This window comes from Reichenbachiella sp., assembly GCF_033344935.1.
Taxonomy (GTDB): Bacteria; Bacteroidota; Bacteroidia; order Cytophagales; family Cyclobacteriaceae; genus Reichenbachiella.
The window spans coordinates 3,682,308-3,707,246 of sequence record NZ_JAWPMM010000001.1 but is presented as its reverse complement, the minus strand read 5'-3'; the positions used below and the strand labels follow the sequence as shown (position 1 = coordinate 3,707,246).

At 42.0% G+C, this 24,939-nt stretch carries 25 protein-coding genes; 9 read left to right on the top strand and 16 right to left on the bottom strand.

Features of this window, described 5'->3' with window-relative positions; translation table 11 throughout:
- The first annotated feature begins 142 nt into the window (after positions 1-142).
- Positions 143-1,258, top strand: a complete 1,116-nt coding sequence (locus R8N23_RS15900; RefSeq protein WP_318172604.1) for a PAS domain S-box protein — start codon at positions 143-145, stop codon at positions 1,256-1,258.
- Between the two features lie 57 nt (positions 1,259-1,315).
- Here R8N23_RS15900 and R8N23_RS15895 read toward each other — a convergent pair whose 3' ends face one another.
- From R8N23_RS15895 to R8N23_RS15885, 3 genes are read right to left on the bottom strand one after another with little or no spacing between them, the layout of a single operon-like run.
- The gene (locus tag R8N23_RS15895) at positions 1,316-1,846 is read right to left on the bottom strand and encodes a hypothetical protein (protein ID WP_318172603.1); all 531 of its coding nucleotides are present in this window, start codon (positions 1,844-1,846) and stop codon (positions 1,316-1,318) included.
- Positions 1,847-1,863: 17 nt separating this feature from the next.
- Positions 1,864-2,151 carry a transcriptional regulator gene (locus tag R8N23_RS15890; RefSeq protein WP_318172602.1) on the bottom strand — a complete coding sequence of 96 codons (288 nt, stop codon included), beginning with the start codon at positions 2,149-2,151 and terminating at the stop codon, positions 1,864-1,866.
- Complete coding sequence (locus R8N23_RS15885) at positions 2,148-2,717, bottom strand: hypothetical protein (protein ID WP_318172601.1); 570 nt, start codon at positions 2,715-2,717, stop codon at positions 2,148-2,150. Before R8N23_RS15885 ends, R8N23_RS15890 begins: the two co-directional genes overlap by 4 nt.
- 115 nt (positions 2,718-2,832) lie before the next feature.
- Between R8N23_RS15885 and R8N23_RS15880 the strand changes: the two genes are divergently transcribed.
- The gene (locus tag R8N23_RS15880; protein WP_318172600.1) at positions 2,833-3,492 is read left to right on the top strand and encodes a hypothetical protein; all 660 of its coding nucleotides are present in this window, start codon (positions 2,833-2,835) and stop codon (positions 3,490-3,492) included.
- On the opposite strand, the gene R8N23_RS15875 is transcribed toward R8N23_RS15880, so the two are convergent.
- Positions 3,493-5,277, bottom strand: coding sequence for an acyl-CoA dehydrogenase (locus R8N23_RS15875; protein ID WP_318172599.1), 1,785 nt, complete (start codon positions 5,275-5,277; stop codon positions 3,493-3,495).
- A gap of 165 nt (positions 5,278-5,442) precedes the next feature.
- Here R8N23_RS15875 and R8N23_RS15870 point away from each other — a divergent pair, with 165 nt between their 5' ends.
- Both R8N23_RS15870 and R8N23_RS15865 read left to right on the top strand, forming a co-directional pair.
- On the top strand, positions 5,443-6,558 hold the full coding sequence (locus tag R8N23_RS15870) for a DUF2914 domain-containing protein (protein WP_318172598.1): 1,116 nt from the start codon (positions 5,443-5,445) through the stop codon (positions 6,556-6,558).
- A 472-nt stretch (positions 6,559-7,030) separates the two neighbouring features.
- Positions 7,031-7,498: a hypothetical protein gene (locus tag R8N23_RS15865; RefSeq protein ID WP_318172597.1), complete on the top strand. Its 468-nt coding sequence runs from the start codon at positions 7,031-7,033 to the stop codon at positions 7,496-7,498.
- 80 nt (positions 7,499-7,578) lie between these two features.
- Here the strand turns inward: R8N23_RS15865 and R8N23_RS15860 are convergent, their stop codons facing one another.
- From R8N23_RS15860 to R8N23_RS15845, 4 genes are all read right to left on the bottom strand, one after another.
- Entirely contained in the window at positions 7,579-8,541 is a 963-nt protein-coding gene (locus R8N23_RS15860; protein WP_318172596.1) for a mechanosensitive ion channel family protein, read from the bottom strand.
- The gene (locus tag R8N23_RS15855) at positions 8,541-11,438 is read right to left on the bottom strand and encodes a hypothetical protein (protein WP_318172595.1); all 2,898 of its coding nucleotides are present in this window, start codon (positions 11,436-11,438) and stop codon (positions 8,541-8,543) included. Before R8N23_RS15855 ends, R8N23_RS15860 begins: the two co-directional genes overlap by 1 nt.
- Before the next feature lie 148 nt (positions 11,439-11,586).
- A complete protein-coding gene (locus R8N23_RS15850; RefSeq protein WP_318172594.1) occupies positions 11,587-11,736 on the bottom strand; it encodes a hypothetical protein in 150 nt (49 codons plus the stop codon).
- A gap of 78 nt (positions 11,737-11,814) precedes the next feature.
- Complete coding sequence (locus tag R8N23_RS15845; protein ID WP_318172593.1) at positions 11,815-12,657, bottom strand: BamA/TamA family outer membrane protein; 843 nt, start codon at positions 12,655-12,657, stop codon at positions 11,815-11,817.
- Positions 12,658-13,145: 488 nt separating this feature from the next.
- On the opposite strand from R8N23_RS15845, the gene R8N23_RS15840 reads away from it, so the two are divergent.
- Positions 13,146-13,706, top strand: coding sequence for a HEAT repeat domain-containing protein (locus R8N23_RS15840; protein WP_318172592.1), 561 nt, complete (start codon positions 13,146-13,148; stop codon positions 13,704-13,706).
- Positions 13,707-13,796: 90 nt separating this feature from the next.
- On the opposite strand, the gene R8N23_RS15835 is transcribed toward R8N23_RS15840, so the two are convergent.
- The 8 genes from R8N23_RS15835 to R8N23_RS15800 all read right to left on the bottom strand — a co-directional run bounded on the left by R8N23_RS15835 (position 13,797) and on the right by R8N23_RS15800 (position 20,692).
- Complete coding sequence (locus R8N23_RS15835; RefSeq protein WP_318172591.1) at positions 13,797-14,579, bottom strand: ABC transporter permease subunit; 783 nt, start codon at positions 14,577-14,579, stop codon at positions 13,797-13,799.
- Positions 14,576-15,271 carry an ABC transporter ATP-binding protein gene (locus R8N23_RS15830; RefSeq protein ID WP_318172590.1) on the bottom strand — a complete coding sequence of 232 codons (696 nt, stop codon included), beginning with the start codon at positions 15,269-15,271 and terminating at the stop codon, positions 14,576-14,578. The genes R8N23_RS15835 and R8N23_RS15830 overlap by 4 nt, the downstream gene beginning before the upstream one ends.
- The gene (locus R8N23_RS15825; protein WP_318172589.1) at positions 15,268-16,497 is read right to left on the bottom strand and encodes a nitrous oxide reductase family maturation protein NosD; all 1,230 of its coding nucleotides are present in this window, start codon (positions 16,495-16,497) and stop codon (positions 15,268-15,270) included. The genes R8N23_RS15830 and R8N23_RS15825 overlap by 4 nt, the downstream gene beginning before the upstream one ends.
- A 12-nt stretch (positions 16,498-16,509) precedes the next feature.
- Entirely contained in the window at positions 16,510-16,944 is a 435-nt protein-coding gene (locus R8N23_RS15820) for a nitrous oxide reductase accessory protein NosL (protein ID WP_318172588.1), read from the bottom strand.
- A 9-nt stretch (positions 16,945-16,953) separates the two neighbouring features.
- A complete protein-coding gene (locus tag R8N23_RS15815; protein WP_318172587.1) occupies positions 16,954-17,553 on the bottom strand; it encodes a hypothetical protein in 600 nt (199 codons plus the stop codon).
- A gap of 83 nt (positions 17,554-17,636) precedes the next feature.
- Positions 17,637-19,595 (bottom strand): Sec-dependent nitrous-oxide reductase, encoded by a 1,959-nt coding sequence (gene nosZ, locus R8N23_RS15810; protein WP_318172586.1) that lies wholly within the window; start codon positions 19,593-19,595, stop codon positions 17,637-17,639.
- Between the two features lie 23 nt (positions 19,596-19,618).
- A complete protein-coding gene (locus R8N23_RS15805) occupies positions 19,619-20,191 on the bottom strand; it encodes a fasciclin domain-containing protein (RefSeq protein ID WP_318172585.1) in 573 nt (190 codons plus the stop codon).
- A 27-nt stretch (positions 20,192-20,218) separates the two neighbouring features.
- Positions 20,219-20,692: a cytochrome c gene (locus R8N23_RS15800; protein ID WP_318172584.1), complete on the bottom strand. Its 474-nt coding sequence runs from the start codon at positions 20,690-20,692 to the stop codon at positions 20,219-20,221.
- Between the two features lie 310 nt (positions 20,693-21,002).
- Here R8N23_RS15800 and R8N23_RS15795 point away from each other — a divergent pair, with 310 nt between their 5' ends.
- The 4 genes from R8N23_RS15795 (at position 21,003) to R8N23_RS15780 (ending at position 24,884) form a co-directional block, all read left to right on the top strand.
- A complete protein-coding gene (locus tag R8N23_RS15795; protein WP_318172583.1) occupies positions 21,003-22,103 on the top strand; it encodes an NAD(P) transhydrogenase subunit alpha in 1,101 nt (366 codons plus the stop codon).
- A gap of 24 nt (positions 22,104-22,127) precedes the next feature.
- Complete coding sequence (locus R8N23_RS15790; protein WP_318172582.1) at positions 22,128-22,433, top strand: NAD(P) transhydrogenase subunit alpha; 306 nt, start codon at positions 22,128-22,130, stop codon at positions 22,431-22,433.
- Between the two features lies 1 nt (position 22,434).
- Positions 22,435-23,808, top strand: coding sequence for an NAD(P)(+) transhydrogenase (Re/Si-specific) subunit beta (locus R8N23_RS15785; protein ID WP_318172581.1), 1,374 nt, complete (start codon positions 22,435-22,437; stop codon positions 23,806-23,808).
- Between the two features lie 86 nt (positions 23,809-23,894).
- Entirely contained in the window at positions 23,895-24,884 is a 990-nt protein-coding gene (locus R8N23_RS15780; protein ID WP_318172580.1) for an SMP-30/gluconolactonase/LRE family protein, read from the top strand.
- The last annotated feature ends 55 nt before the right edge of the window (positions 24,885-24,939 follow it).

The following is a 24,939-nucleotide window of genomic DNA, read 5'->3' as shown; positions in this document are numbered from 1 at the left end:
GGAGTAGGAGACCATTTTTTTGTGACTTTCAATCTGTTGATGATTCATTACTTATTGAGAAAAATGCTTTTCATGGGGTGACAATTTCTGAACCTCTTTGATTATATTAGAGTTGAATACCTAACCTTTTGAGCATTGCAGTGTGGAACTTCAACTAGATCAATATCAAAGTCTTTTAGGATTGTCTCGATCAGAGAATTTAATAAATGGTTCGTTTGAATTATTTATTGATCAGGCTATTCATGTATTATCAAATGAGCTAAAGGTTTCGAGGGCTAGTTTTTGGTCTTATGATGCTGAGAATGAGTTGATTTTTAACGAATTGTTGTTTGATCGAAATGCTAACAATCAAACGTCTGGGGAAATTTTATTGAGGAAAGACTTTCCAAATTATTTTGAGGCATTCAAGAATGAATTGGCCATCCTGGCTGAGGATGCCGCAGAGGATCCACGAACAAGAGAGTTTAAGGAAAATTATCTAGATGCATTTGACATAAAATCTATGTTGGATGTGCAAGTGTCTATTCAAGGCAAACTGTTTGGTATTATATGTTTGGAGCAGATAGCTGAAAAAAGAGAATGGAAAAAAAGCGAGGAATTATATGTTTCCTCTGTCGCTTCGTACATCGCCCAAGCCTATATAATTAAGCTAAAGAACAAAGAAGAACAAAGAAGAAAACAAAGTGAAATCAACTATCAGCAGTTGTTTTTGGATAGCCCGATTCCAATGTGGGTCTATGATATGGATTCATATTATTTTTTGGATGTGAACACCGCAGCCATTAGCAACTATGGGTATTCAAAGGAGGAGTTTTTAAAATTAACGATTTTTGATATTCGCCCTGAAGAAGAGGTTCAAAGGCTTGAACATTTTTTTAAAACAAATAAGCGAAAAAAATGGAGTAGTAGAGAATGGAAACATCAACTCAAAAATGGCGAAATAATAGATGTTGAAATATCGTCTGACTGGACAACTTATCGAGGCAAAGATGCTCGGATTGTTATTGCATTAAACATTACAAATGAAAAGAGACTAATTCAGGATAATGAAATCAGCTTAAACAAATTTAAGGACTTTGCCTTTTATACATCTCATAACCTCAGAGGGCCAGTTTCAAGACTTCTTGGATTAAATAAATTACTGAAATTCGAAAGAGAAAAAAATGAATCGAGTGATTCAACCTTAGATCATATTCAGAATACCATTGTTGAAATTGATGAAATGATTATAGAGTTAAATAAAATGCTTGAAAAGTAGCACCCTTCAAGCATTTTATGCTGTGAAGCATCTCTGAATTATGAGATCATCTATTATTTACCCCACCTTCTTCAAACTCATCTCAAAAAACTGTTGCCAGTTTTCGCCGTCCATGGATCGCTCGCCTATTTCAGTCCAGGTGCCATCCTTGATGGTCAATGAGTAGCGAATGGTGGAGGGGCCGGCTTCGATCCACCAGACCATATTGTTCGCATCTTTGATCTCAAACTTGGCCTGTGTACTCATGCCTTTCGATATGAAAGAATTCATTTGGTATTGCTTGGTGAAAGGGTTGAAAGAGATCACACCTAAGGCGTTATGTACTACCTGTTCGGTACCATCTTCGAGTGTAATTACACCTTTTCCTTCGGCCACCACTACAGTTTTATCTAGTTTGTATTGAATTTTTTCAGTGACCTTGGAAGCCTCTTTGCCTGTAGGTGTGATCAAATATCCGGTGCCTTCCCAGTTTCCAACCATGAGGTCGAGTGCTGCTAGTTTTTGTTTGGCCTGTTGCGAAAAATCAGGTTGAGCAATTGTCAACATTGGCATTAAGCCAAGAATGGTTATTATGATTTTAGTTTTCATGATTATGGTGTTTATGGTTATTCTATATAATTCTTTAATGCCTGTACATAATTCTCAAAAGCGGAAATCCCGTCCTTGGTAATCTTGCAGGTGGTTAATGGCTTTTTGCCTTTGAAGCTTTTGGTTACTTCGATATATCCTGCCGTAGATAGCTTGTCGATCTGCACGCTGAGATTTCCAGCTGTGGCGCCAGTTTTTTCTTTGATAAAAGTAAAATCTGCCGACTCCAAACTGATAAGTAAACTCATCACCGCCAGTCGGAGTTGGGAATGTAACAGTGGATCGAGTGGACTGAATCCTTTCATTTTTCAGCTGATTTCAATAGATAACCAGGAATCAGATAACCCAATAAAATGCCAATGGCACCCACCAGGTATTGATCTGTCATGGGTAGATTGAAACAAACAATAGCAGATGCCCAAAGGGCAATGGCACCAAATACCAAAGGCCTGAATTTGAGCATGCGACCAGATAGATAAGTTCCAACTCCGGCCAACATCAGTATCACGGCCGAATGATTGTAGTTGATTTTAGACATAAAAAACAGAGATAAAATCAGACAAACGCCGAGCGCTGCCCATACCTCGCCATATAATCTGGCTAAGTGTGTGGTTGTTTGGGCTTCCTTCTTTTGTTTTGAACTATACCATGCCGCTGCGATACCCGCAGGAATGGTTAAAGCCCAGAAGATAAACGGATACTCGAATGAAGTGTATTTGTCTAGTATGAAATGTCCAAGGTTGGCGATCATGACCACCCATCCCCACAACAAGAAATAAAAGCTGCCGCTTTGTTCATAGTTGTTTTTGGCCTCTGTAATCATCTCATTGATGATCTTTAAGCTTTCTGTATGTGATAGTTCTTCTTTCATGACGTAATTATAAAGTAGTTTATATTATAAACAAAATAACGCAGAGAAATTGAAAAGGTTGTGATTGGTGTTAATAACATCGATTGCTTAGTTTAGAGATTAGTAATCATCAACTATGAGAAACTTCAGTATATTCTTGCTTCTTGCAATCTTGAGTTGTCAACCCCTTCAAAAAGAAGACCTCATAGGCCTATGGGAATTAGAGTCTGCGCTTCGAGACAAAATAATGGTAGCTGGCGAGGCCACTTACTTGCAGATAGATCCCCATGGTAGCTATGCCGTCTCCAGAACCACCGGCGACATGAGCGGTGTGTATCAACTCGGAGAGAGCAAAATCCACTTTCAAGGTACAGATGCCAAAGGGTGGTTTAATTCGGATTGGAAAGCCAAACGAGTCAAGGATCATTTGCTTTTAGCTGGTAGAGACGAAATCAACAGAAGGATCGAGTTGAAGTTTGTTCTCGTAGATCAAATCCCAACTTTTGATGAATTTGAAAAGCGTGTGATTGGTAAGTGGGAAATGTTTTTGATGATGAAAGAAGGAGTACCAGAAAAAATGCCCGAAACTTTCATGACTATCGACGAAGCTGGAAACTACATCATTTCAGATGAAAAAGGCATTATGGATCAGGGAAAGTCGGCAATCAACACGCGTCATCACAAAGTGATTTTCGAAAGAGATGATACACTTTGGGATGTCTGGTTTTGGGGTAGGGAACTTCGTCTACAAAACAAAGAGATGGATGTCCAATATCATTTAAAAAGAGTAGGATGATCAAAACATTTCCTCATTCATCTTTATAGTCACTTCTGAGTCATCACAGATCGTCTTATGCAGGCCTTTGCAGCGTGACATTTCGTACTTGTAGAAATAATCCAGCGTGTGGAGTTTGCTTGCTTTAAAGTTGGCGTCATTTTGCTTTAAAGCTGCCAGTCCCATCTTCAGCCATTGCCAGCCGATTACCACCGTACTGAATAAATCCATAAAAATCGTAGCGTCGGCCAGATATCTCTCATGGTTGCCTTTCATGGCAAATGGAACCAAATGACCTAAGGTAGTTTGAATGAGTTGGGCGTTTGCTCCGAGCGTCGTGGCATAGCTTTTCAATTCTTCTTTGCTTATAGCCAATTTAATGGTCTCTTCTATTTCATTAGCTAAAAGCTTTAAGGCTGCACCATCATGCATCGTTACTTTTCGTCCCATTAGATCGAGGGATTGTATGCCTGTAGTGCCTTCATAAATCGATATAATTCGAATGTCCCTGAGGTATTGCTGTGAGATGAAATCCATCATGTAGCCATAGCCACCAAGGACTTGTAGTCCTATATCCACGGCATCCTTGCCAGCTTCAGAAGGGTAGGTCTTGGCAACAGGGTTAAGAATTTCTGTCAACAGGTGGTATTTCTTTTTTTCCTCACCTTCGGAAATGACATGCTGATCCAGGTAATAAGAACATTGCAAAATCAAACTCAAACAGCCTTCTACGATAGCCTTTTGATGCAATAACATGCGTTTCACATCCGGATGATTAATGATAAGGGTTTGCTCCACGGAAGGATCTTTCTTGCCAGTGCTTTGTAGCTTACGTCCCTGTGGGCGTTCCTTGGCATACTGCAAAGAAGCATAGTAGGCCGCCGAAGCAATACCAGTGCCCATGCGCCCTGTGGCTACTCTGGCCTCATTCATCAATTGAAACATATAGCTGAGCCCTTGATTGGCTTCGCCGATGAGATACCCGACACTTTCACCACTATCCCCAAAGGCCAAATGATTGGTGCAGTATCCGCGTTGACCAAGCTTCACGAATTCGCCGACTACATCCACATGGTTGTAATCATCCGTAGATCCATCGTCATTCACATGATATTGTGGAACTACAAACAAAGAAATGCCTTTGGTGCCTGCTGGAGCGCCGTCAATTCGAGCCAACACCAGATGAATGAAATTATCAGAAAACTGATGATCACTCGCGGAAATGAATATTTTTTGACCTTTGATGGAATAGGAGCCATCGTCCAATGGCTTAGCCGAAGAAGTAATGTCTGACAAAGAGCTGCCTGCTTGGGGTTCGGTGAGGCACATTGTGCCGCCCCATTCCATAGTGAGCATCTTGGGGACATACTTTTGTTTCAATTTTTCAGATCCGAAAGTCAGAATGACGTTGGCCGCGCCGGCGGTAAGGCCTAGATATCCTGTGACGTGATTATTTGCAGCTTCCATAATGAAATACAAAGCATTGACGACGAGCATCGGCATTTGCAAGCCATTGTCTTCCTCATTCATGGCCGCACTGACCAATCCCATTTCTCCCGCTTTTTTCAGAATAGGGCCAAATTGCTCATGAACCGTCACCTTTCCATCTTTGAACACGCAAGGCTTCTCATCCATCTCCTGAATGTATGGGAAGAGCGCCGTATCACTAAAGTCTTTCACTGCATCGAGCAATAAATCAATAGAGGCCTTGTCATAAGCAGCAAATCGGTCAGCTTGTAGCAATTCATCCAAGTGATGAACTTCTGACAAAAGGAAAGAGAGCGTTTGGGGATCGTAGTATTTCATTTTTGAAAAAGTTAATGTCTTAAATTAATGGGGATTGACTACAATTCCTTTGGAATGGTTGGATTTTTGTTAGTCGAATAGACTTTGATATACTTGTGTTTGCGGCTATTAATTGATCGGTATCGCCAACAGTATTCACTTATATTTACGCCTCTTCACAACTGAATGAATAAAGTAGTAACCAGAATTCGAAATAGTACTTCCGGACAATATCTCATCAGGAACAAAAAGTATGCGCCTATTGTTTTCTTTATAGGCGGTTTTGTTTTCGATTCATTAACCTTAGGTCGCATCGATCGAGCGTATGACTTGACTATGCTGTGCCTGCATATGTCATCCCTTTCATTTATGATTTATGCTTTCAATCTGGCAGAAGATGGCAGATGGAAGAACACCTTTCTAGAGCGATTTGAAGAATACTTCCCCTTGGCTATTCAGTTTTTCTTTGGCGCTTTATCGAGTGCCTATGTGATCTATTTTTCACGAAGTGTGTCGCTGTCCAAGACGGTTTCTTTTTTCAGCATTATAGTCATTCTATTCATTACCAATGAATTTCTGAAAAGGAAATTGTCCAATAAATATCTGCAGTTTAGCGTCTACAGCTTTATCAGCTTCACCTTTTTTACTTTTATGATTCCTGTATTTATCAAGCAGATGAATACAGTGGTGTTTGTGGTTTCTGGTCTGATCAGCATGGCGTGTACTTTGGCGCTTGTTCGAAAAGTCTATCTACGAAGTGCTAGTACCAGAAGGCAGGTGCACTTGGGTAAACTGCTGAGTTTGGTTGTGGGCATTTATTCGCTCATTTATGTTTTCTATTTTTTCAAGTTAATTCCACCCGTTCCTTTGGCACTTAAGAGTGGATTAGTAGGTCATCAGGTGAAATATGAAGACGGTAAGTATTCAGTGCTTTACGAAAAAGACGAATGGCATGTCTTCTGGCGGGCACACCGTCTGAAATTACTTTGGCGACCGAACGAGAAGGTTTACGTCTTCACTTCCATTTTTGCCCCGACTAATTTGGAGAAAGAGGTCTATCATCGGTGGAAATGGTACAATGTCAGCTTAGAAGAATGGGAAGTAGTAGAGGACATTGGCATCAATGTACGAGGAGGACGCACGGACGGCTATCGCGGTTATACCTACAAACATTGGGTCAAGCCGGGACGATGGGAAGTGGAGGTTATCACGGAAGAGGGCTTGGTTCTTGGTATGGTAGACTTCGAAATAGTGAAGACCCGAGAAGGCGCAACAAGGAATACGGCTGTTAAGGTTTTTTAGTCTCATAGAGTCCTTGCCCCAATTATTGCGTTATTCTCCCTTTAAATTGATTAAACCTGTAAGGTTTTTAAAACCTTGCAGGTTTCGTTTCAGAAGTATTCGCTGCTGATATTGCTGTAACTGTATGTGGCGGCTGCTGAACTTAGCCAAATAGATCGTACAACTGGTGGGAGAAAGGAAGTGCCAAAAGTTTCTAAGATTGCCGCGTTGTCCATTTGATTGGCATCAAATAGCATGCCTCGCCATGACGTTAAATAAGATTGATTATTTACTTTTAACATCCGAGGCCTATTTCACCACGTCATGGCGAGGAGTTTTGCAGTATCTTCCTATTATAAAGAATTAGTCCAACGACGTGGCCATCTCCTTCGGATTCTACTGTCTCTATCTTTGATCTCATTCCAAAACTTCCTATCCTTGAGGAGCAGCCCTTCTGAGAATTAAGAATAGTACAAATGTTAGCATACAATTCATGCATAAAGCTAGAATTCTAATACTTCTGATAATTTTAAGTTCTTGTAATACACAGAATAAGACTTCACAACAGAAAACACCTAAGAAAGAGCAAACTAACATTTCTAATAATGCATTTAGATTTGAGCCGAACGATGAATTTCAAATTGTAAGGTTTGAGCATTCGAATGAATATGAACTTACTGATTCCGCATGTAATGAATGGAAACTTTCGGAGTCTGATATCGAACAAATATTGAAACTTCTTATTCCAATCAACGGAAGTCAATGGCACTACGAATTTGGTCAATATCCATGCTACGTGAACGGAATACTTAACCAGAACGAGAACAACTTTAAATTCAGCATTAACTCTGGTTCATGGTTGACCATATCTTCGGACACAACAATATTTTACGGCGATATTGATGGTAAACTAACCAATCTATTTTTAGATGACAGATGGACTGAAGAAGACTATCAATAACAATTGCTAACAATCGCGAGCAATGTACCAAACTGCTTATCTGCTGCCCCCGCTCGATCGCATTTGCAATGCGTTCATATCTACCCCTTCAAAACCCCTTCTTCCAACAACTTCTTGATCACGATCTCGGTCATTTCACTTTTGAATTTGAACTCATCGCGGATGTCTAAGACGTAGGCTTTGATCTTCATTTTGATGATCGACTGTCTTTCCTTGTATTCATTGGAGAAGACCACCACGATGGGTTTGTTGAGGAAGATGTATTTGGATACCTGAGCCGCTTGTGTGGCCAGTGCACGCACATGCACGGTGTCCGCATCTATGGGCAAGTATATTTCTGCCACCACCTGACAGTTGGCTTCTCCGGCATTGGCATTGGAGACGGAGCTGTTCATGATTTCGCCATTGGGTATCGTGACTAGGTTGTCATCAGGCGTGACGATACGCGTCGAGCGCAGACCGATTTCTACCACTTCGCCATAAGTATCACCTACTTGTATTTTATCTCCCGAGTTGAATGGTCTATCGAAAAGGATCACAATTCCGCCAAATATGTTTTTGAGTATGTCCTGAGAGGCAAAGCCCACCGCTACACCGATAGAAGCAGAGAATGCCAATACAGTAGCCGCCGGTGGTTGATAGATACCTACCACAATCAGAAAGATGACCATTACCCAGCCCATAATCTTCACCACCGGAATGATACTCTTGATCGTAATTCGATACTTGGTGCTTCGCTCCGCAAAGATTTCTAAAATGCGTGAGGTAAACTTGATCACAAAGTAGCCCACGAGGATAAAGATCAAGCTCCAAAATAAATTAGGAAGGGAGATCAATTCAGAAACTTGCGGAGGCGTCTTGAGGTCCACTTTTTTCTTTTCGGCCGTTTGCGGTGCGTACTGCGCCGAGTCCAAGGAATGCACTGAATCTACCTTGGCCACCACGATCGAATCGATCAGTGCCAGGTCCAGACTGTCTGTTGCTTGACCAAAAGTGGTAAAGCTTGTAATCAGCCAAAGGAATATGAAAACTAACTTTTTCATTAGTGAATTAAATTTCTTGATTTAAGTAAGCTGATCGTATTTCTATAGACCACAGGGTTGACCATGTAACTTTCCTTGGTTTTTACCAATATACCATCTTCCAGTAGGGCCAATAAGGTCAGTTCACAATTCTTTACCGTTACATTGAGTATCTGAGACAGCTGATCGATGGTCAATCCGTCATGCAAGACCAGGGCATGCAGCGCATAGATCTTGTCCATAGCCAGCACGGTCAGGAAGTTTAGGTTTGGTCGTTTGAACGTACCTACTGTGATGGTGCTATCGTCCACTTCTTTGGTAGACAGCAGCCAGTAGATCAGCGCCAGACTGATATTGCTTTGGGCAAAGCTGTTGAGCTCGGAGAAAAATTTCTTCTTCAGCCATTCCTGCTGCTCGGTTTCCTTCAGCTTGAGAAACTTCTTATCGCTTGCTGAACTCGCATCTACCTCAAATTGGATTTTGAAACCACTGATTCGATTGCGCTTCCAGATGATATTGATGATCTGCTCGCTAGACAATGTTTTCAATTCAATGATATAACTGAAGTACTCATTGATGTTGATGGTTTTCTGTAGATAGGACCAGGTATAAACCGTAGTAGTCGTTACCCAAAAGACATTTTTATAAGTCTTGTTCACCAATTGGAATAGCAGTTGAAGGGCTTCGAAACCATGCACTTTTCGCTGAAACAAGTTTTGAATGTCTTCCAATATGATCACCCGCTTCGGAGAATTGTTAAGGAAACTGATGACATCATCCAGGCTTTCGAACGTGTCTTCCTTGAGCGCGGCTCGCATCATTTGGATAAAATGATCTTCGTTGCAGCCATTGTCCGTCATCTTCATTCTGGTGATGGTGAACGGAAAACTGCCTTGATGTAAGCTATACGTCAAGAAGGAAGTCAGCCCACTCCACTTTTCGCCTAAAACTACAGTAGCTGCATAGTGGCCTTTTTGCCAACTATCGAAAGCTTTTTTTAAAGTGGTCAACTCATCCTTTCGTCCTTCGAAAAGCTCCAAATCCTCCAGCGGTTCGATTTGATACAGTCGCTTATAGATCAAAGGCAACTTGTCAATGGCCTGTTGTGATTCCAACAAGAAATCAGAGACTTGCTTAGAGATCTCCGGTTTTTTTGCCGTGAGCACAAAGTTTTCACTCAGCGCGCTGAGTTGATGACGAGCGTCGTTGTACACGCTGAGCAAAGTGAGCGTGATACGCTTCTTACGCGTAGTCATTTTTTCTTCCAGCCTTTGACGAACCTCTTTGGCCTGCTGGGTGGCTTTGGCCTTAGTGATACGCAGGCGAAGCTCCCTGACATTCTCATTGAATGTCAATTCCATGAGGCCATCACAAAAGGTGTTTATAGCGGTCTCCAACTCATTGCCGTTGATCACCATGGCTTCGGTGAGCTGACTGCGCTCTTCGATCAATCGGGTGGTAGCGCGTTTCAAACCTTCTTCAGCAATAGAAATAGCTTCTTGCGGATCACGCTGCTGGTCCATGGAGGCTATACCTGACGACAAACTAAAAGTGATGATGTGATCCAAATCTTTCACATTCTCCACCATTTTCTCCAATGAAGAAAAAGAGGATTGTTTGATGAGCTCCACTTGCTTTTTGAATGCTGGCAAAGTTTCAAAGGCAATCAATTCATACGGAGAGATCACATTCAACTCTGCGGATTTTATGGGTCCATCGTAGCTGCCGCTTTTCACGATCACACGTTCATCTGATAGCTCGGCTACCTGATCGGCAATGTTTACCTCCAGTTTATTAATCAGATTGATAATCGTCTGATTGGATAGCTTGTCGCACAGGCGAGGCACGACCTCTTTATCTAGTTTCTTTACGGCTAGATAGTTGAGCCGCTTGAGTTCTTTGGCGATAGACTCATGCTCCTTATTCAAAGAGCCCATGCATTCATCAATGAATGCATTGATTTCATCCATCTCTGGACCAATGTATTCGTCTATTTTCTTGAACTGAGTGGATTGAAACTCCAATAAACTGGCGAGCGTTTTGTGCTTGAGCAAATTGATGTTAAGATCCATGCGCCATTCTTCGAATAGGGCGTAGTTGGTATTGCGCCATTCAAGGTCATTAAGACTCCACTGACTCTTGGCGGATTCTATTTTTTTGATCGTAATCTCATTACTCAAGCGAGCTTCGGGTAATTCAAAGGTGCCCGCTTTTTCGTATTCCAATTCAAAGTTCCTGGCATTGGGTCCGGTGATCTCTTTGATTTTGGCTTTTACCGATTGAACTAATTCGCTTTTAAAATTGAGTATTTCATCCGCTGAGTATTTGGGACTCTCTTGATCTCCATGACTGAGCTTTTCCTCCCATGTCTTGAGCTCAATATACTGTTGGACTAGAGAGAGGTAAAGTAATTCCGATACCGACTGAAGGTCATTCAATACCTGAGCGAAAAAGTGCTTTTTAGCTAGGTTTCTCAGTGGAATTTCATGTTTCCAATAGGGCTTCTGTTTTTTCTCTTTTCTGAAAATATTGGCGATCGTATTGGGCAAACAAGTAAGTTGATAACCAAACCTTTTTCCAACTTTGAAAGCTTTGATCCAAGCCTGATCGGTGTCCACAGCAAAAAACCGGTCATGACTTTGTTCTATCGTTTGGTAGATCGATACTTCTTCCAAAATCTCTTGCAGCTCATGCAAGAAGGATTCATGAAGCACCGCCAGGTCATTCGATTCGGGTTTAGGCCACAGGGATTCAATTCGACCCAGTAGTTCAGACTTGAACGTGGCCAATTGTGCATCGGAAGATCGTTTTTTTGCTGGTAGGGCATAGTAGGTATTCACTTGCTCTACGATCAGTAGCATGTGATCAATTTCCTGATCCAGGAGTTCTGTAATCTTAGCCTGAAAGTGTTTTTTCAAGCATTTATCAATTTTACTAACTATATCCTCTGTGATAGAAGTCATTACTTTTGAATTATAAGTAAAGATTAGTCAATAAAAGTGATTTTACCCCTAATTAACGGGCGGCATTTTGAAAATATTCTTGAATATATAGGTTAGTAAAAGGCTAGAAGGTTTCGCCAATCTGAAAGCTAACGCTCCAATCGTCTACGCCCACACCTGCATCAAGACCCACATTCATGTGATTTTGAGGGAATACATTGATTCGGAAGCCACCGCCTACAGTAGGAAGCAACTTACCATTATCGGCAGTCATATTTTTGTTGTGCACCATGGCCATGCCTGCAAACCCTACCAGGCCAAATCGCTCTGTGGGATTCCACCGATACTCACCTTACAGGGCATAGAGTTGTTCGCCCCGATACTCACCCTGCGAATAGCCTCTCAAATCTTTTCCACCTAAAATAAACTGCTGATTGAAATCCAATTCGCCAATGCCGATACCCAGAAATAACCTGGCTGCAAAAATATCCTTGTTTTGTCGGGCACTGAAATACTGATTATGGTCGATGGTGATTTTATTCGAAGACACTTCGTTGCCGAAAAAATCTGGATAGAAGTTGTAATTGAAGTTAGTGAGATAGCCACCTCTAGGGTAGTATACATCACCTCGCTTGTCGTATGACCAGATCAGTTTCCCTCCATGTAGGGACGTAAATTCGGTAGGGGAGTTATCAACATCATAGGAGGTAGCAAAGTGAGTATAAACATAGCCCAAACCTACATACATAGAGGGCGCCACTTTTCGCTGTACATCTATGCTCAAGTAGTCGAGTCCCGTACTATAATCGATAATTTCCGGGGCTCCGGGCAGATCCGGGTAAAATTGAAAATTTACGTTACCAGTGACAGCCGCAGCAGTGATTCTGTAGGTATCTTCTTTTAAGTAGAATTTTCCGAAAACTCCACCCATCCAGGTTTCATTGGACGTGCGCATGATGATGCCTCCGGTCAATGATTGAGGGGAAATCGTGTCTTTTTTATTGATCGTGTACATCGCCATAGGAATCAAGCCATACGAAAATCCCAGACTTCGATCATAGTTGACATAAGGAATGGGTAGGAAACTGAAGTTTTTAGTGCTGTCCGATCGTGGAGCAGCAGCACCCATAAATTGGCTGAAACTTAAGTGGTAAGAAACGAGCAGGACTGCAAGGAGGGAGATGTACTTCTTCAAATCTTTTAGTTAATCATGTTTTGATTAGATAAATATATACTGATCTGCTGAACCTGCTGAAGATTCATGTATGGTTTTATTCGATTGTAGGATTGATTTCTTTAAAGAGAGTAATGGTGAGGATTCGAGATTGCTGTTTTTTGCTTTAAATTTTGTTTTGGGTAGATGGCTTGAGATTGCCGCGTCGTCTGATTTGCCTACCATCAAATCATTCTCCTCGCAATGACGTTTTTAAGTTCGGGACGAGAATTCTACAGCTGAAGCCAGCTAAAACCCGTCATTGCGAGCCTGCCGGTCGGCAGACAGGCGGAGCGCGGCAATCCCTTTCGGTCTTCCACTGCCGCTTGTCTTTGATCTTACCCCAAAAAACCTTAATCTTGAGTAGCAGCCCTTCTGAGAATTACTAATTATTCAATTTTATAGATTATGATGCAGTGCGGATATCTTGCATTGCTTTTATGTAAATGTTATGATCAACTAATTTATAAATGAAAAGCAACGCTGATTATTTGAAGTCTCAATTGCTTTCAGCTGATTGGGAAGATCAGAAGTCCATTACCAATCAACTTTTTGAAGATGGCGAGAACAGTTATCTTTTGGAACTCCTTCAACATGAAGACAGTTCAATAAGAAATTCGGTGGCACTTACATTCAAAGAACACAAATATCAGGACGCACTTGATCCCTTATTTAAAGCAGTCCAAACAGAGGCATTTAGAAACTCCAGAGGAACTTTGATTTTTGCACTTCAATCATTGAATTGTAGCAACAAACTAAAGGAATTATTCAACATTCTCTTTTCAGCTACTCACAATTGGGAAGTGCAGAACGGTGTTCTGTCAATACTAGATGAACAGGAATTTGAATTTACTACCGAAGAACTACGTTCAATAGAGTCTACATGGATGGAGGTCAGAGGTGATTGGAATCGTAACAACGGGATTCAAGAAGAGAAGCACACAAACTTTCAAATTGATGAGAAAATTATAACAGAAGTTTTAAATGGGTTCTTGTCTCACTTGAATACAGAAGACAAAAAAAGATCATAAGATTACCTATATCACCCATGGTGATTGCTGCTAGAGTTTGGTGCGATGGTTTCCTTCAGCCTTCCACTGCCGCTCGTCTTTGATCTTATCTCAAAAATCCTTCTTATCCGCCAATCTCAACAGATTCAAAGCAGGCACCAATGTCCAAATAAACAAGGCCAAAAAGGAAAGGACAGCACCCAGGCCAGAACCAAAGAACTTTTGAAAAATGGCTCCGGTATACCCGAGTAAAGCGGCGATATCCAGCTTAAGCAAAATCAAAATTCTGGATAAGTCTATAGGGTTGGCAATGCTGGCGATAAGTGCAAACTGATCTAATGGGTAATCCTTGAATACCATCAGGAGAATCATGAATATCCCATCGTACATCACCGCCAAAAAGAGCCACAGCAAAATGGCATAACTGAAACCCTTGATTCGGTTTTCATTCGCCAAAGCAATATTGATAGCCAGTCCTACAAATATGAATGTGAGGAAAGTACCCGTGATGATCAGTAGTGCAAAATTCCAAAACTCAGAAGACTGACTCACTCCATAGATCAAAAAAGGAATACCCAAACCCAGAATCAAACTCAGTGATAAGGAAGTAGCAATGCCCAAATACTGTCCTAGAAATATCGTGCGACGTCTGATCGGCTGCGCCAAAAGCAGCTCAGTGAATTCTCGCGCACTATAATGATACATGATACCGAATATGGTACCGATCATAGGGGAGAGCACGACGATGATATTCATCAGCGTGATCACTGCTTTGGAAATGCTGCTATTCAAAAACAAAAGCACAAATCCCAGTAATAAATAAAAGGCGAAATAGACATAGCTCCAGCGACTTCTGGCCAGATCATAAAAGCTATATTTTAGAATCTTAATCATTGTAGTATTTGTGCTATGGCGTGTTCTAAATCTGTTTGTTTGGTCTCGGTTTTCAGCTGATCGAGTGTGCCTTTGAAGTAGATCTTTCCGTCGAGGAGGAAAACGACTTCATCCGACAATTCTTCCACCAGATTCATAATGTGGGTAGTGATGAGAAAGGTTTTGCCTTTGGCCTTTTCTTCCATGATCAACTCTTTTAGCTGAATCAAGGCCACCGGATCCAATCCAGCCGTGGGTTCATCCAAAATGTAGAGTTGGCAATCAAACATGAAAGTCAAAACGATGTTCACTTTTTGTCTGGTTCCACCAGATAGCTTGCCCAGTTTTTTGTTCATAAATGGCATCAAACCAAATCGATTAATCAATGGTTGTTCGTTTGCTTCTTGCTCACGAATAGACTTGATCATTTCGATGACTTCGCTCACGGTAAGGTTGTCGGGAAATCGGGCGATCTGTGGCAAGTAGCCTATCTGATCTCTATAATCCCATGCCCTGAGTGTAGACTGACCATTGAGTTTGATGTCTCCATCTTGTGGAAGCACCATACCCAGAATGCTTTTCAGTAAGGTGGTCTTCCCAGAACCATTGGGTCCAAGCACGGCAAAGATGCCGGGCTGGTCTATCTGTAGACTGACCCCATCCAAGACCTGGAGCTGGTCGAATCTTTTCTTTATGTTTTCTATATGTATCATAGCAATTGCTGCATGGCAGGCGTTGGGTCCAACAAATTATCTGGCGTGAATACCGGAGAGACTTTTTCTGAAAAGTTGATAATATCTACAAACAGGCTTCTGAGTAGCACAATAGATTCCGGACATTGACCGATGATGTACGAAAATAGCTTCACAGGGCGGTAAGGCACATCCCCAATACCATCGCGATCAAGATCGTAGCCAGTGTAGCTGCTCCAGTAGTTGTGTGTGAATTCATTGTCATTCATCTTGCTGTTGTAGGCAATATCTAGTGCATTGTTGATGAAGTTGTTGTCGAAGAATCGATTGGTGTAGCAGCCCCCGGAGACTTTGATGCCCCAGCCATTGTTGAGGAATTGATTTTTTTGATAATTGATTCGGCCTGTGCCTTCCAGGAATATGGCGATGGTGTTTTCGTCGAATATATTCCCCTCGACTTCCGCATCATAAATCTCTTTGAGCAGTAAGCCATAAGAAGCCGTTCCCCAGTTTTTGGCAAACGTATTTTTCTTCATGATGATAAACTTGGAAAACATGACGGCGACTCCGGCGCCATTGTGATGGAAATTGTTGCTCGTGTATTCGTCGTTGTTTGAAAACATGAAGTGTAGTCCATAGCGTACATTGTGGTGGCTGTTATTGTTTTTCACCAGGCTATTGGTTACAAATTCGAAGTAGATACCATCTCGTAAGCCGTAGGTGTTATTATCACTGATTACCACTTCTGAACAGTGCCATAAGTGAATGCCATTGCCGGAGTCTGTTTCTGTTTTTGTTTCTCCGGAAATGATATTGTTGCTAATGATGCCGTAGTGTGATTTTTCAATCAAAAAACCAAAATAGGGTTCAATGACTCTGTTGTTCTTTAAGACAAAGTAGTTCACTTTGTGTGCATAGATAGCTGCATAATCTTTGGTGAAGCTTCTGCCTGCGTTGATAAAAGTCAGTCCTACTACATTCACACTATCGGATTGTAGATTCAGGATATGGCGTTGTGTTTGCCCATCCAAAACGGCGTCCTTTTCTCCCAGTAGTGTGAGCGGTTTGTCGATAATGATTTCGATCGCCGCATAGGTGCCCGCTTGGACCTTGATAGTGTCATGAGGTGCAGCTTGCGCTACCGCTTGCTTCAGGTCATTGATTGGGCAGGTTTTGCATACAGTCAATTGACCAGCTTTAGCCATAGCGGTCGAAAGAAAAAGCCAAAGAAAAAGATATCTGAACATGATGTGGTCAGATTAATTGATAGAAAATTTCAGTTCGCTCCAGGCTAGTTTTTGGTCGGTAGGATTGCTGGCCAATTCATCTCTGTTTTCCTTTTTAGAGAAGGCAGACAGATGAGCCCCCATAGGGCTGGGAATGGCCTTGCTGATGAGATAGTGCGCACTTTGTGCCTCTATCAATTGCTTCGGCGTAGTGTAGTCCGTGACGAGTAGGATTTGCAGTTCTTCAGGCTGCCATTGATCCAGGCTTCTCACCATACATTCGATGGCATCGAAGGAGTAGGTGCGTCCTTTTTTAGTCATGACCTGTGCGGCGTGTTGCTGATCCACAATCGTCATTTTGCAGGAATGGCAACTGGTTTTGCCATAGTCAATAGCTGCTGGTTCGCGATCGCAACTGGTTAGAATGAAAAGTAAAAAAAGTGTATAAAGTGTTGGTCTGATCATCATTGATAACTGTTAAGTTTCGACAGATTTTTCTTCTTCTTTTTTTGCTACAAAGAAGGCGGCTAAGGTGATAAACATGCCTCCAAAGAGGCAATAGGCTCCGCTCATGGGCAGAGAAATGGCATTGAAATTCAGAATCATTTTAGAACCAATTAATGGCGGTTGGTACGCCATCGGCTCTCCTTTTTCATCCAAAAATTTAATGGCCGCGTTTTCTTTCAAGTTATGGCCATAGTCATATTCCCATCGGTAGAAATCATACATACCAGCCGTACCCAACAAACTCATCACAATGAACCAGGTCAAATACAATTTCTTATTGCCAACAAAGCCAAATAGAATCCCGAGTACTGCCATGCCAATGATGACAGGAGGGAAGATGTCGAATTCGGCCATTTCTGTAGGAATATCTTTCATACCCACATAATGGTTCATCAAGTTGATGTTTTTGATGTCGTTAGGATTGTGATCTACGATCTTGTTGATCCAGATATCCATGCCTATGGCTTCCGGATATTGAGGGGCTTCCAGGGTGATGTTCCAGAGCGGTAGGACGAAGAGGAGGAGGATCATCGCAGAACCTACGACCATCATTATTTTAGATAATTTCATTTTTTTTGTTGTTTGTGATTGGATAGGTGTGGTAAAGTAGGGGGACGAACCTTAGCAAAACGCCCCCCTCAAACCAACACTTTTTATTCTCCGTCGAGTGTCCAGCTTAGTTCTATGTTAGAACTAGCAGAAGAAACTCTCACATATCCTTGCATTTCCTGGTGAAGCGCAGAACAGAAGTCTGTACAGTAGAATGGCCATACACCTTGTCCTTTTGGTTCCCATACAAATGTTTCCGTTTGCCCGGGCATGATCAGTAGTTCAGAAGTATTTGCTCCAATCATACTGATACCGTGAGGCACATCATAGTCTTGCTCCAAATTGGTGACGTGGAAATATACTCTGTCCCCTTCTTTGATTCCTTCGATGTTGTCAGGTGCAAAGTGGCTTCGAATCATCGTCATGTAAATGTGCACGTCTTTGCCATCTCTAACCACTTTGGCATCTTTTTCAGATTTGGTCACATAAGGGTGCTCGTTTTCTTCCAAAGGATAAATCTTCTTAGAATTTGGCTTGATCAAATCTGCTGGGATACCAGCTGCATAGTGAGGCTCACCTAGCGTAGGGAAGTCAAGCAGCAATTCCATTTTTTCGCCAGAGATGTCATACAATTGGGCAGACTGAGTCACTTCAGGGCCAGTAGGTAAGTACCTGTCTTTAGTGATTTTGTTCATGGCAATCAGATATTTGCCGAAAGGTGCCTGAGAGTTACCCCCTGGGATCATCAAGTGACCCACAGAGTAGTACGTAGGCTTTCTGTCGATGACTTCCCAAGTGCCCAGTTTCCATTTTACCACCTCAGAAGAGATGAAGAAAGTGGTATAAGCGTTGCCTTTGGCGTCAAATTCTGTGTGCAGTGGACCTAAGCCCGGCTGTACAACCACTCCAGCCAATACGTCTTCGAAGTTCAGGATTGGAATACCATAAGCTTCTCCATCGAATTTTTCGTTTTCGATCGCGTCAATCATTTTGGTGAATGAGTGAACCGTTACGTTAGCAGATAGTTTGCCACTACCTACAATGTATTCACCTGTAGGGTCAACATCACATCCGTGAGGAGATTTTGGCATTGGCATGAAATACACTAAACCAGGGCACTTAGCAGGATCAAGTATTTTCACTTCTTTTTCCCAGGTAGTCGTAGCCATGTGTGTTTTTTCATCATACACATTGTGTGCATAGTTGGTCTCCATAGTAGTGAAGTTGCCTTGAGCGATATACTCTTCCGCTTTTTTCCAGTTGATAGCCGCTACAAAATCCTTGTCGTTTTGTGAAGCGTTTACTTCCATCAAAGTGTTGGCCTCTTCAGTATTGTAAGTAGTAAAGAAGAACCAGCCATGAGACTTGCCTCTACCTGGGTGCGCTTTGTCATAATCGAATCCAGGCATCATGATCTGGAATTCGATGTTCATTTCACCTGATTCCTGATCTACTTTCAAGAAAGACATCGCGCCTTTGAAATTGCCTTTGTAATCTGCAATAGGCATGTCTCTTTGAGGAACTGGTACAGCGAATCTGGTACCGGCCACCACATATTCCGTATTGTCAGTGACATAAGATGAACTGTGATTACCTGCAGAGTTTGGAATCTCAATGGTCTCCACTGTTTCGAACGTAGTCAAATCGATACGCGCGATTCTTGGCGTATTGTTTTCATTGATAAATACCCATCGACCGTCTAGTTTTCCATTAGTTTGAGAAATGTCCGGATGGTGGGCATCACCCCAAGGAATGAATCCATAAGAAGTGTTTAGCAAAGCTTTAGTTTCTTCATTGAAACCGTAAGCTTTCTCTGCATCCACAGAAAATACAGGGATGTTTTTGAATACTCTACCAGAAGGCATACCGATGACAGACAATTGGCCATTGAATCCTCCAGATATGAACCCGTAGAATTCGTCGTGCTCTCCTGGTGCTACGAATGAGCGTGAGGCTAAATCGCCGCTCAAAGCACCGCTATTTTCATTGCCTCCTGGCTGGCAGCCTACTGCAAAAAGTAAGGCTAGACTGGCCAAAATGCTTGTTATGTTTTTGATACTCATTTTATGATCGTTTAATTGATGATTTATAATATGATTTTGTCTACTACATTGATGACTCCGTTGGTAGTCTGGATGGTGGCTAGCACTTTAGCGCCAGCAACAAAGACATCGTCGCCTTCCACCGTTACTTCCAGGTATTGTCCGGTAGCCGTGTAGATCTTGCGCCCTTTACGAGCCTCTTTTTTTAGCGCTTCTAAATCGTATGACCCCGGTGCTGCATGTCCAGTAAGAATATTGGCCAATTTGGCTTTGTTCTCCGGCTTCAGTAGGTCATCTACCGTGCCCTCAGGCAATGCTCCAAAAGCGTCGTTAGTAGGAGCAAACACCGTCAATGGGCCGGCATTGACCAATACGTGTTCTATTTCGGCAGCCTGTACAGCGGCAACCAGCGTGGTATGAGCTTCTGAGCCAATAGCCACTTGTAAGATGTTCGCCTCAGATACATTGTCTTCTACAGAAGCCTGTCCTTTAGGGTGGGAAACTGCTGCTTCTGGTTCCGAGACTGGTGCTGTATATCGCTCTACGTTCTTATTGCATCCGATGACAGCAAAGACCATCAGCGCAAGGAGTAGTTTGGTGAATGGATGAGTTTTCATAGTTTAACTTTTAGTTGAAAAATCGTTTTATAGTGTTCTGAAATATTCCAGAACCGCTCTTGCTTCATCTTCGGTTAGATTTTGGTTAGCCATTGGAGAGCCGTTGAATTCAATGAGTAATTGCTTGGCCAATGGGTCTTTCTGTACCATTTCATCTGGGTTCAAAATCATATTCATCACCCAAGCTGGATTTCTTCTTGTCAGAATGTCTTTTGGAGATGGGCCAATGAATTTCTTATTCACTTTGTGACAAGCCGTGCATTTAGCTTCAAAAATGGTTTTGCCTTCTTCAGCTTTGGTCTGATCAATATCCGCAGGAAGCTCGAAAGAGGAAATAGGTCCTATGCCGTTATACTTTTGGTATTCTTTTTCTAGCTCTGCTAATGATTTTGGTGCCTTTTTGGCGTACTTCTCTTTGACACTTTCGCTGCTACTTTTTTCGCCACCGCAGGCTCCTAATAATATGAGAAGGCAGATCAGTGGATATGTTAACTTTTTCATAGATACTCGAATTGTTTTGCGAGTAAAAGTATTGTCGTATCGCAGTTCAAACTATGACAACGGTCAGGTTTGGATAAGAGAGATGTCATCGGAAACAGGCGTTTTGCCTTCTGTTTTTTTTGGAAATAGAGAATAGCTGAATTTTGATAGACGGTCATGATTTTATCACATTGACAATAAAACACCAGTATTATTGAATAATATACCAGAGATATTCCCTATTACTTAGTAGGTTTGCAACAGCTAGTGCCAAGAATGCAACTAACCCAAAATTGAGTTTAATAGTAGGAGAATTAAAATCAAGCATGATATGGTAATTGGTGTAGTAAAATGCCCAGAAGAAAATCTGGTCGCCCTGGTACCGCAGGTGGCTACTAAACTGATCAAAGACGAATATCAAGTCGTCGTAGAATCAGGAGCGGGAAAATCATCCGGCTATAGTGATGAATTGTATGAATCTGCTGGTGCGGTCATATCCTCGAGAAAAGAGGTGCTATCCAAAGCAGACGTGATACTCACAGGTACTAGCATTCCCAAATCAGATTTAGATCAAATTAAAACCGACGCAATTTTAGTTGGGAAATTCAACGGTAGAGTCGAATCCGAATTAATTACTAATCTCAAAACATCTAAAACACAAGCATTTAGCTTGGATTTATTACCTAGGTCGACTATTGCACAATCCATGGATGTGCTTTCCTCTTTAGCTTCGTTGTCAGGATACAAAGCAGTAGTGACGGCAGCGGATGAGTTTGCCGGTTATTTCCCTATGATGACTACTTCAGCGGGTACTATTCCGCCGGCCAGAGTATTGGTGTTAGGCGCAGGAGTGGCTGGGTTGCAAGCCATTGCTACAGCTAGGAGACTGGGTGCTATTGTGGAGGCTTTCGACGTGCGTACCGCAGTGCGAGAAGAAGTACAAAGTTTGGGTGCCAAATTCATAGAAGTAGAAGGTGCGCAGGAAGACAGCGCCGCTGGAGGTTATGCTGTAGAGCAGTCTGCGGAATACATTGCCAAACAAAAGGAATTGATTCATGACACAGCTGTAAAGGCTGACATTGTTATCACCACCGCAAACATCCCTGGTAGAAAAGCGCCAGTATTGATAGAGAATCGTACGGTCAATGCCATGAAGCAAGGTAGTGTCATTGTAGATATGGCTTCGGCAAGTGGAGGAAACTGTGAATTGTCGAAAGACGATCAGACCGTGGACATCGATGGTGTGAAAATCATTGGCGACGCGAAATTGTACAATCAAATGGGCAAACAAGCCAGTTTGCTGTACAGCAACAATATTTACAATTTCTTGAAATACATTCTAAAAGAAGGCAAAGATAAATTGCCGTACGACAGCGAAATCGTAAGTCAATCACTCCTTAAGGTAGAGGAGGAATCTGCAGTTACCGCCTAATTATTACCATTAAATTCAGAAAAAATGTTAGAGATATTAGATTATCTGAAGGATCATGTGCTCATGATCAACCTATTAATTATTACGATTTATTTAGGGTTTGAAGTCATTTCTAAAGTACCAACCGTATTGCATACTCCATTGATGTCAGGATCGAATGCGATTAGCGGTATTGTAATTATTGGTGCTATTATTTTGGTGAGGCAGGCAGATGCAACGGACTATCTGACACTAGGATTAGGAGCGTTGGGAGTGGTACTTGGTACTATCAATGTGGTAGGTGGTCATGCCGTGACCAACCGTATGTTGGAAATGTTTAAGAAGAAATAAGATGCAGTACATAGAATTATTATACATCGTCTCAACTGTATTGTTGATTATTGGATTAAGAAAATTAAGTAGCCCATCGACGGCTAGAAATGGCAACGTGATTGCAGCATTAGGTATGGGGTCTGCCATTTTTGTGGCCATCTTTAGCCCGATGGCTAATGACCAAGGAAATTTGCTTTATATCTTCGGAGCTATTGCCATAGGGTCCATCATAGGTCTGGTTTATTCCAAAAAAGTAGAAATGACAGGTATCCCGGAATTGGTATCCGTTTTTAATGGCTTCGGCGGTGCTTGTGCAGTGAGTATCTCTATTCTGGAGGCCTACAAGTTTGATGCTGCTTCATCCTATGGATTGATGGCTACTACTTACATGGCCTTGTTTATTGGTGGGGTTGCCTTTACTGGCAGTTTGATCGCTTATGGGAAACTCGCTGGAAAAGTGAAAGACTGGAGAAGTGGAATTTCTTCCTATTTCAATTTGGCATGGTTGGCGTTGTGCCTGGGATTGATCGTCTTTCAAGTAGCTAACCCTACCGCATATGCATACCTTCCTTTAGTGATATTGGTGGTTTCATTGATCTATGGTTTGACGTTCGTTTGGCCGATCGGTGGGGCTGATATGCCAGTAGTTATTTCCCTATTGAATGCCTTGACGGGTATCGCAGCCGCTTTGGCCGGCATGGTCTATGGCAATATGGTGATGCTATTGGGTGGCGTATTGGTAGGTTCTTCGGGTGCAATTCTTACGGTACTGATGTGTCAGGCTATGAACCGATCGTTGATTAATGTAGTCGTAGGAGGTTTCGGTGCGTCAGCCTCAGCAGCAGCAACCGACCAGGGCGATATCAAAGAAACCACAGCCAACGACACGGCGATCATGATGCGCTATGCACAAAATGTAATGGTGATACCAGGCTATGGAATGGCTGTCGCTCAAGCACAAAAGGCTTGTAAAGAATTGGATAAAAGTTTGACCTCTAGAGGGGTAAATGTGAATTACGCCATTCACCCTGTAGCAGGTCGTATGCCGGGCCATATGAATGTGCTCTTGGCTGAAGCTGACGTACCATACAACAAGTTAATCGACCTTGACGATGCCAACAGCATGTTGACAGACACGGATGTTTGTTTGGTTGTAGGCGCTAATGACGTGGTGAACCCATCGGCATTGGATGATCCAGGAAGCCCAATCTATGGTATGCCAGTGTTGGAGATTTTGAATTCTAAAAATGTAGTAGTACTGAAAAGAGGAATGAGCAAAGGCTACTCTGGGATAGAAAATCCATTGTTTTTCCACGATAAAACCAAAATGCTTTTCGGCGATGCCAAAGACACCATTGAGACTTTGAATAACGAAGTGAAAGTGATGGATTAATTCTAGGATAGCAAAGGGTCAAAAGATGAAAGATGGCTCGTGAAGACACGAGCCATAGCAGTTGCAACTTTTCCAAAATTTTAACTTTGGAAAAGTTCGCTGAGGATGAAAAATCAACCATCCAGCGAAAAAGAATCCCATCTATTCTTTCATCCTTTATTTTTATGGAAATATTTAATCATATGCGAATTGTATTTTCATTTGTCTTTTTTGCCTTGCTATTTCAAAGCTGCACTAAAAAACCAGTTTTATATAGTGCTTCCGATTTTGCATTCGTTGGTGACTTCACTCTAGGCCTTGAGGGTCCCGCTGTGGATGCAGATGGTAATCTCTTCTTTGTCAATCCTGAAAGAAATGGCACTATTGGCAAGGTAGGTCCAAATGGGGATTTTGAAATCTATATTGATAGTTTGCCTAATGGCAGTGTAGCGAATGGCATTCGCTTTGATCAAAGTGGAATTATGTTTTTAGCTGATTATGTTAATCATAATATACTCACCATCGATCCCATGCATAAAGAGGTTGTCATCTATGCGCACGACAGCACCATGAATCAGCCCAATGACATCGCCATTGCGAGCAATGGAACCTTATACGCTAGTGATCCGAATTGGGCGGAAAGCACAGGTAACCTTTGGCGGGTGGATCAGGGCGGAGATTTTGTTTTGCTAGAATCAAATATGGGTACCACCAACGGAGTAGAGGTTGCACCTGGAGATAGCTTGCTCTATGTAAATGAAAGCGTCCAACGGAAAGTTTGGGTATACGATCTGTCGTCAGAAGGTGAAGTTTCTAACAAGCGTATGCTAATTGAATTTCCAGACTATGGATTGGATGGCATGCGTTGTGATGTAGAAGGTAATCTTTACATTGCGAGGTATGGCAAGGGGACTATTGCAGTAGTTTCGCCGGGTGGGCAATTACTATATGAAGTTGAACTGAAAGGCCAAAAGCCAACGAACATTGCTTTTGGTGGGCCTGAAGGAAAGACTTGTTTTGTAACCTGTCAAGACCGAGAATATATTGAATCTTTTGAGGTGTCTTCTGTCGGAAGATCCTATTCTATTCTCAAATAAGTAAAATCCAGAGATTGAGTTAGATATTTTTCTTAGTTTAGAGATTGAATCATTT

Excerpts from the sequence above, each read along its gene's own strand:
- R8N23_RS15895 (WP_318172603.1), bottom strand. The coding sequence starts at position 1,846 with ATGAAAACTAAAATCATAATAACCATTCTTGGCTTAATGCCAATGTTG.
- R8N23_RS15890 (WP_318172602.1), bottom strand. The coding sequence starts at position 2,151 with ATGAAAGGATTCAGTCCACTCGATCCACTGTTACATTCCCAACTCCGA.
- R8N23_RS15885 (WP_318172601.1), bottom strand. The coding sequence starts at position 2,717 with ATGAAAGAAGAACTATCACATACAGAAAGCTTAAAGATCATCAATGAG.
- R8N23_RS15880 (WP_318172600.1), top strand. The coding sequence starts at position 2,833 with ATGAGAAACTTCAGTATATTCTTGCTTCTTGCAATCTTGAGTTGTCAA.
- R8N23_RS15875 (WP_318172599.1), bottom strand. The coding sequence starts at position 5,277 with ATGAAATACTACGATCCCCAAACGCTCTCTTTCCTTTTGTCAGAAGTT.
- R8N23_RS15870 (WP_318172598.1), top strand. The coding sequence starts at position 5,443 with ATGAATAAAGTAGTAACCAGAATTCGAAATAGTACTTCCGGACAATAT.
- R8N23_RS15865 (WP_318172597.1), top strand. The coding sequence starts at position 7,031 with ATGCATAAAGCTAGAATTCTAATACTTCTGATAATTTTAAGTTCTTGT.
- R8N23_RS15860 (WP_318172596.1), bottom strand. The coding sequence starts at position 8,541 with ATGAAAAAGTTAGTTTTCATATTCCTTTGGCTGATTACAAGCTTTACC.
- R8N23_RS15850 (WP_318172594.1), bottom strand. The coding sequence starts at position 11,736 with ATGACTGCCGATAATGGTAAGTTGCTTCCTACTGTAGGCGGTGGCTTC.
- R8N23_RS15840 (WP_318172592.1), top strand. The coding sequence starts at position 13,146 with ATGAAAAGCAACGCTGATTATTTGAAGTCTCAATTGCTTTCAGCTGAT.
- R8N23_RS15835 (WP_318172591.1), bottom strand. The coding sequence starts at position 14,579 with ATGATTAAGATTCTAAAATATAGCTTTTATGATCTGGCCAGAAGTCGC.
- R8N23_RS15830 (WP_318172590.1), bottom strand. The coding sequence starts at position 15,271 with ATGATACATATAGAAAACATAAAGAAAAGATTCGACCAGCTCCAGGTC.
- R8N23_RS15825 (WP_318172589.1), bottom strand. The coding sequence starts at position 16,497 with ATGTTCAGATATCTTTTTCTTTGGCTTTTTCTTTCGACCGCTATGGCT.
- R8N23_RS15820 (WP_318172588.1), bottom strand. The coding sequence starts at position 16,944 with ATGATGATCAGACCAACACTTTATACACTTTTTTTACTTTTCATTCTA.
- R8N23_RS15815 (WP_318172587.1), bottom strand. The coding sequence starts at position 17,553 with ATGAAATTATCTAAAATAATGATGGTCGTAGGTTCTGCGATGATCCTC.
- nosZ (WP_318172586.1), bottom strand. The coding sequence starts at position 19,595 with ATGAGTATCAAAAACATAACAAGCATTTTGGCCAGTCTAGCCTTACTT.
- R8N23_RS15805 (WP_318172585.1), bottom strand. The coding sequence starts at position 20,191 with ATGAAAACTCATCCATTCACCAAACTACTCCTTGCGCTGATGGTCTTT.
- R8N23_RS15800 (WP_318172584.1), bottom strand. The coding sequence starts at position 20,692 with ATGAAAAAGTTAACATATCCACTGATCTGCCTTCTCATATTATTAGGA.
- R8N23_RS15795 (WP_318172583.1), top strand. The coding sequence starts at position 21,003 with ATGGTAATTGGTGTAGTAAAATGCCCAGAAGAAAATCTGGTCGCCCTG.
- R8N23_RS15790 (WP_318172582.1), top strand. The coding sequence starts at position 22,128 with ATGTTAGAGATATTAGATTATCTGAAGGATCATGTGCTCATGATCAAC.
- R8N23_RS15785 (WP_318172581.1), top strand. The coding sequence starts at position 22,435 with ATGCAGTACATAGAATTATTATACATCGTCTCAACTGTATTGTTGATT.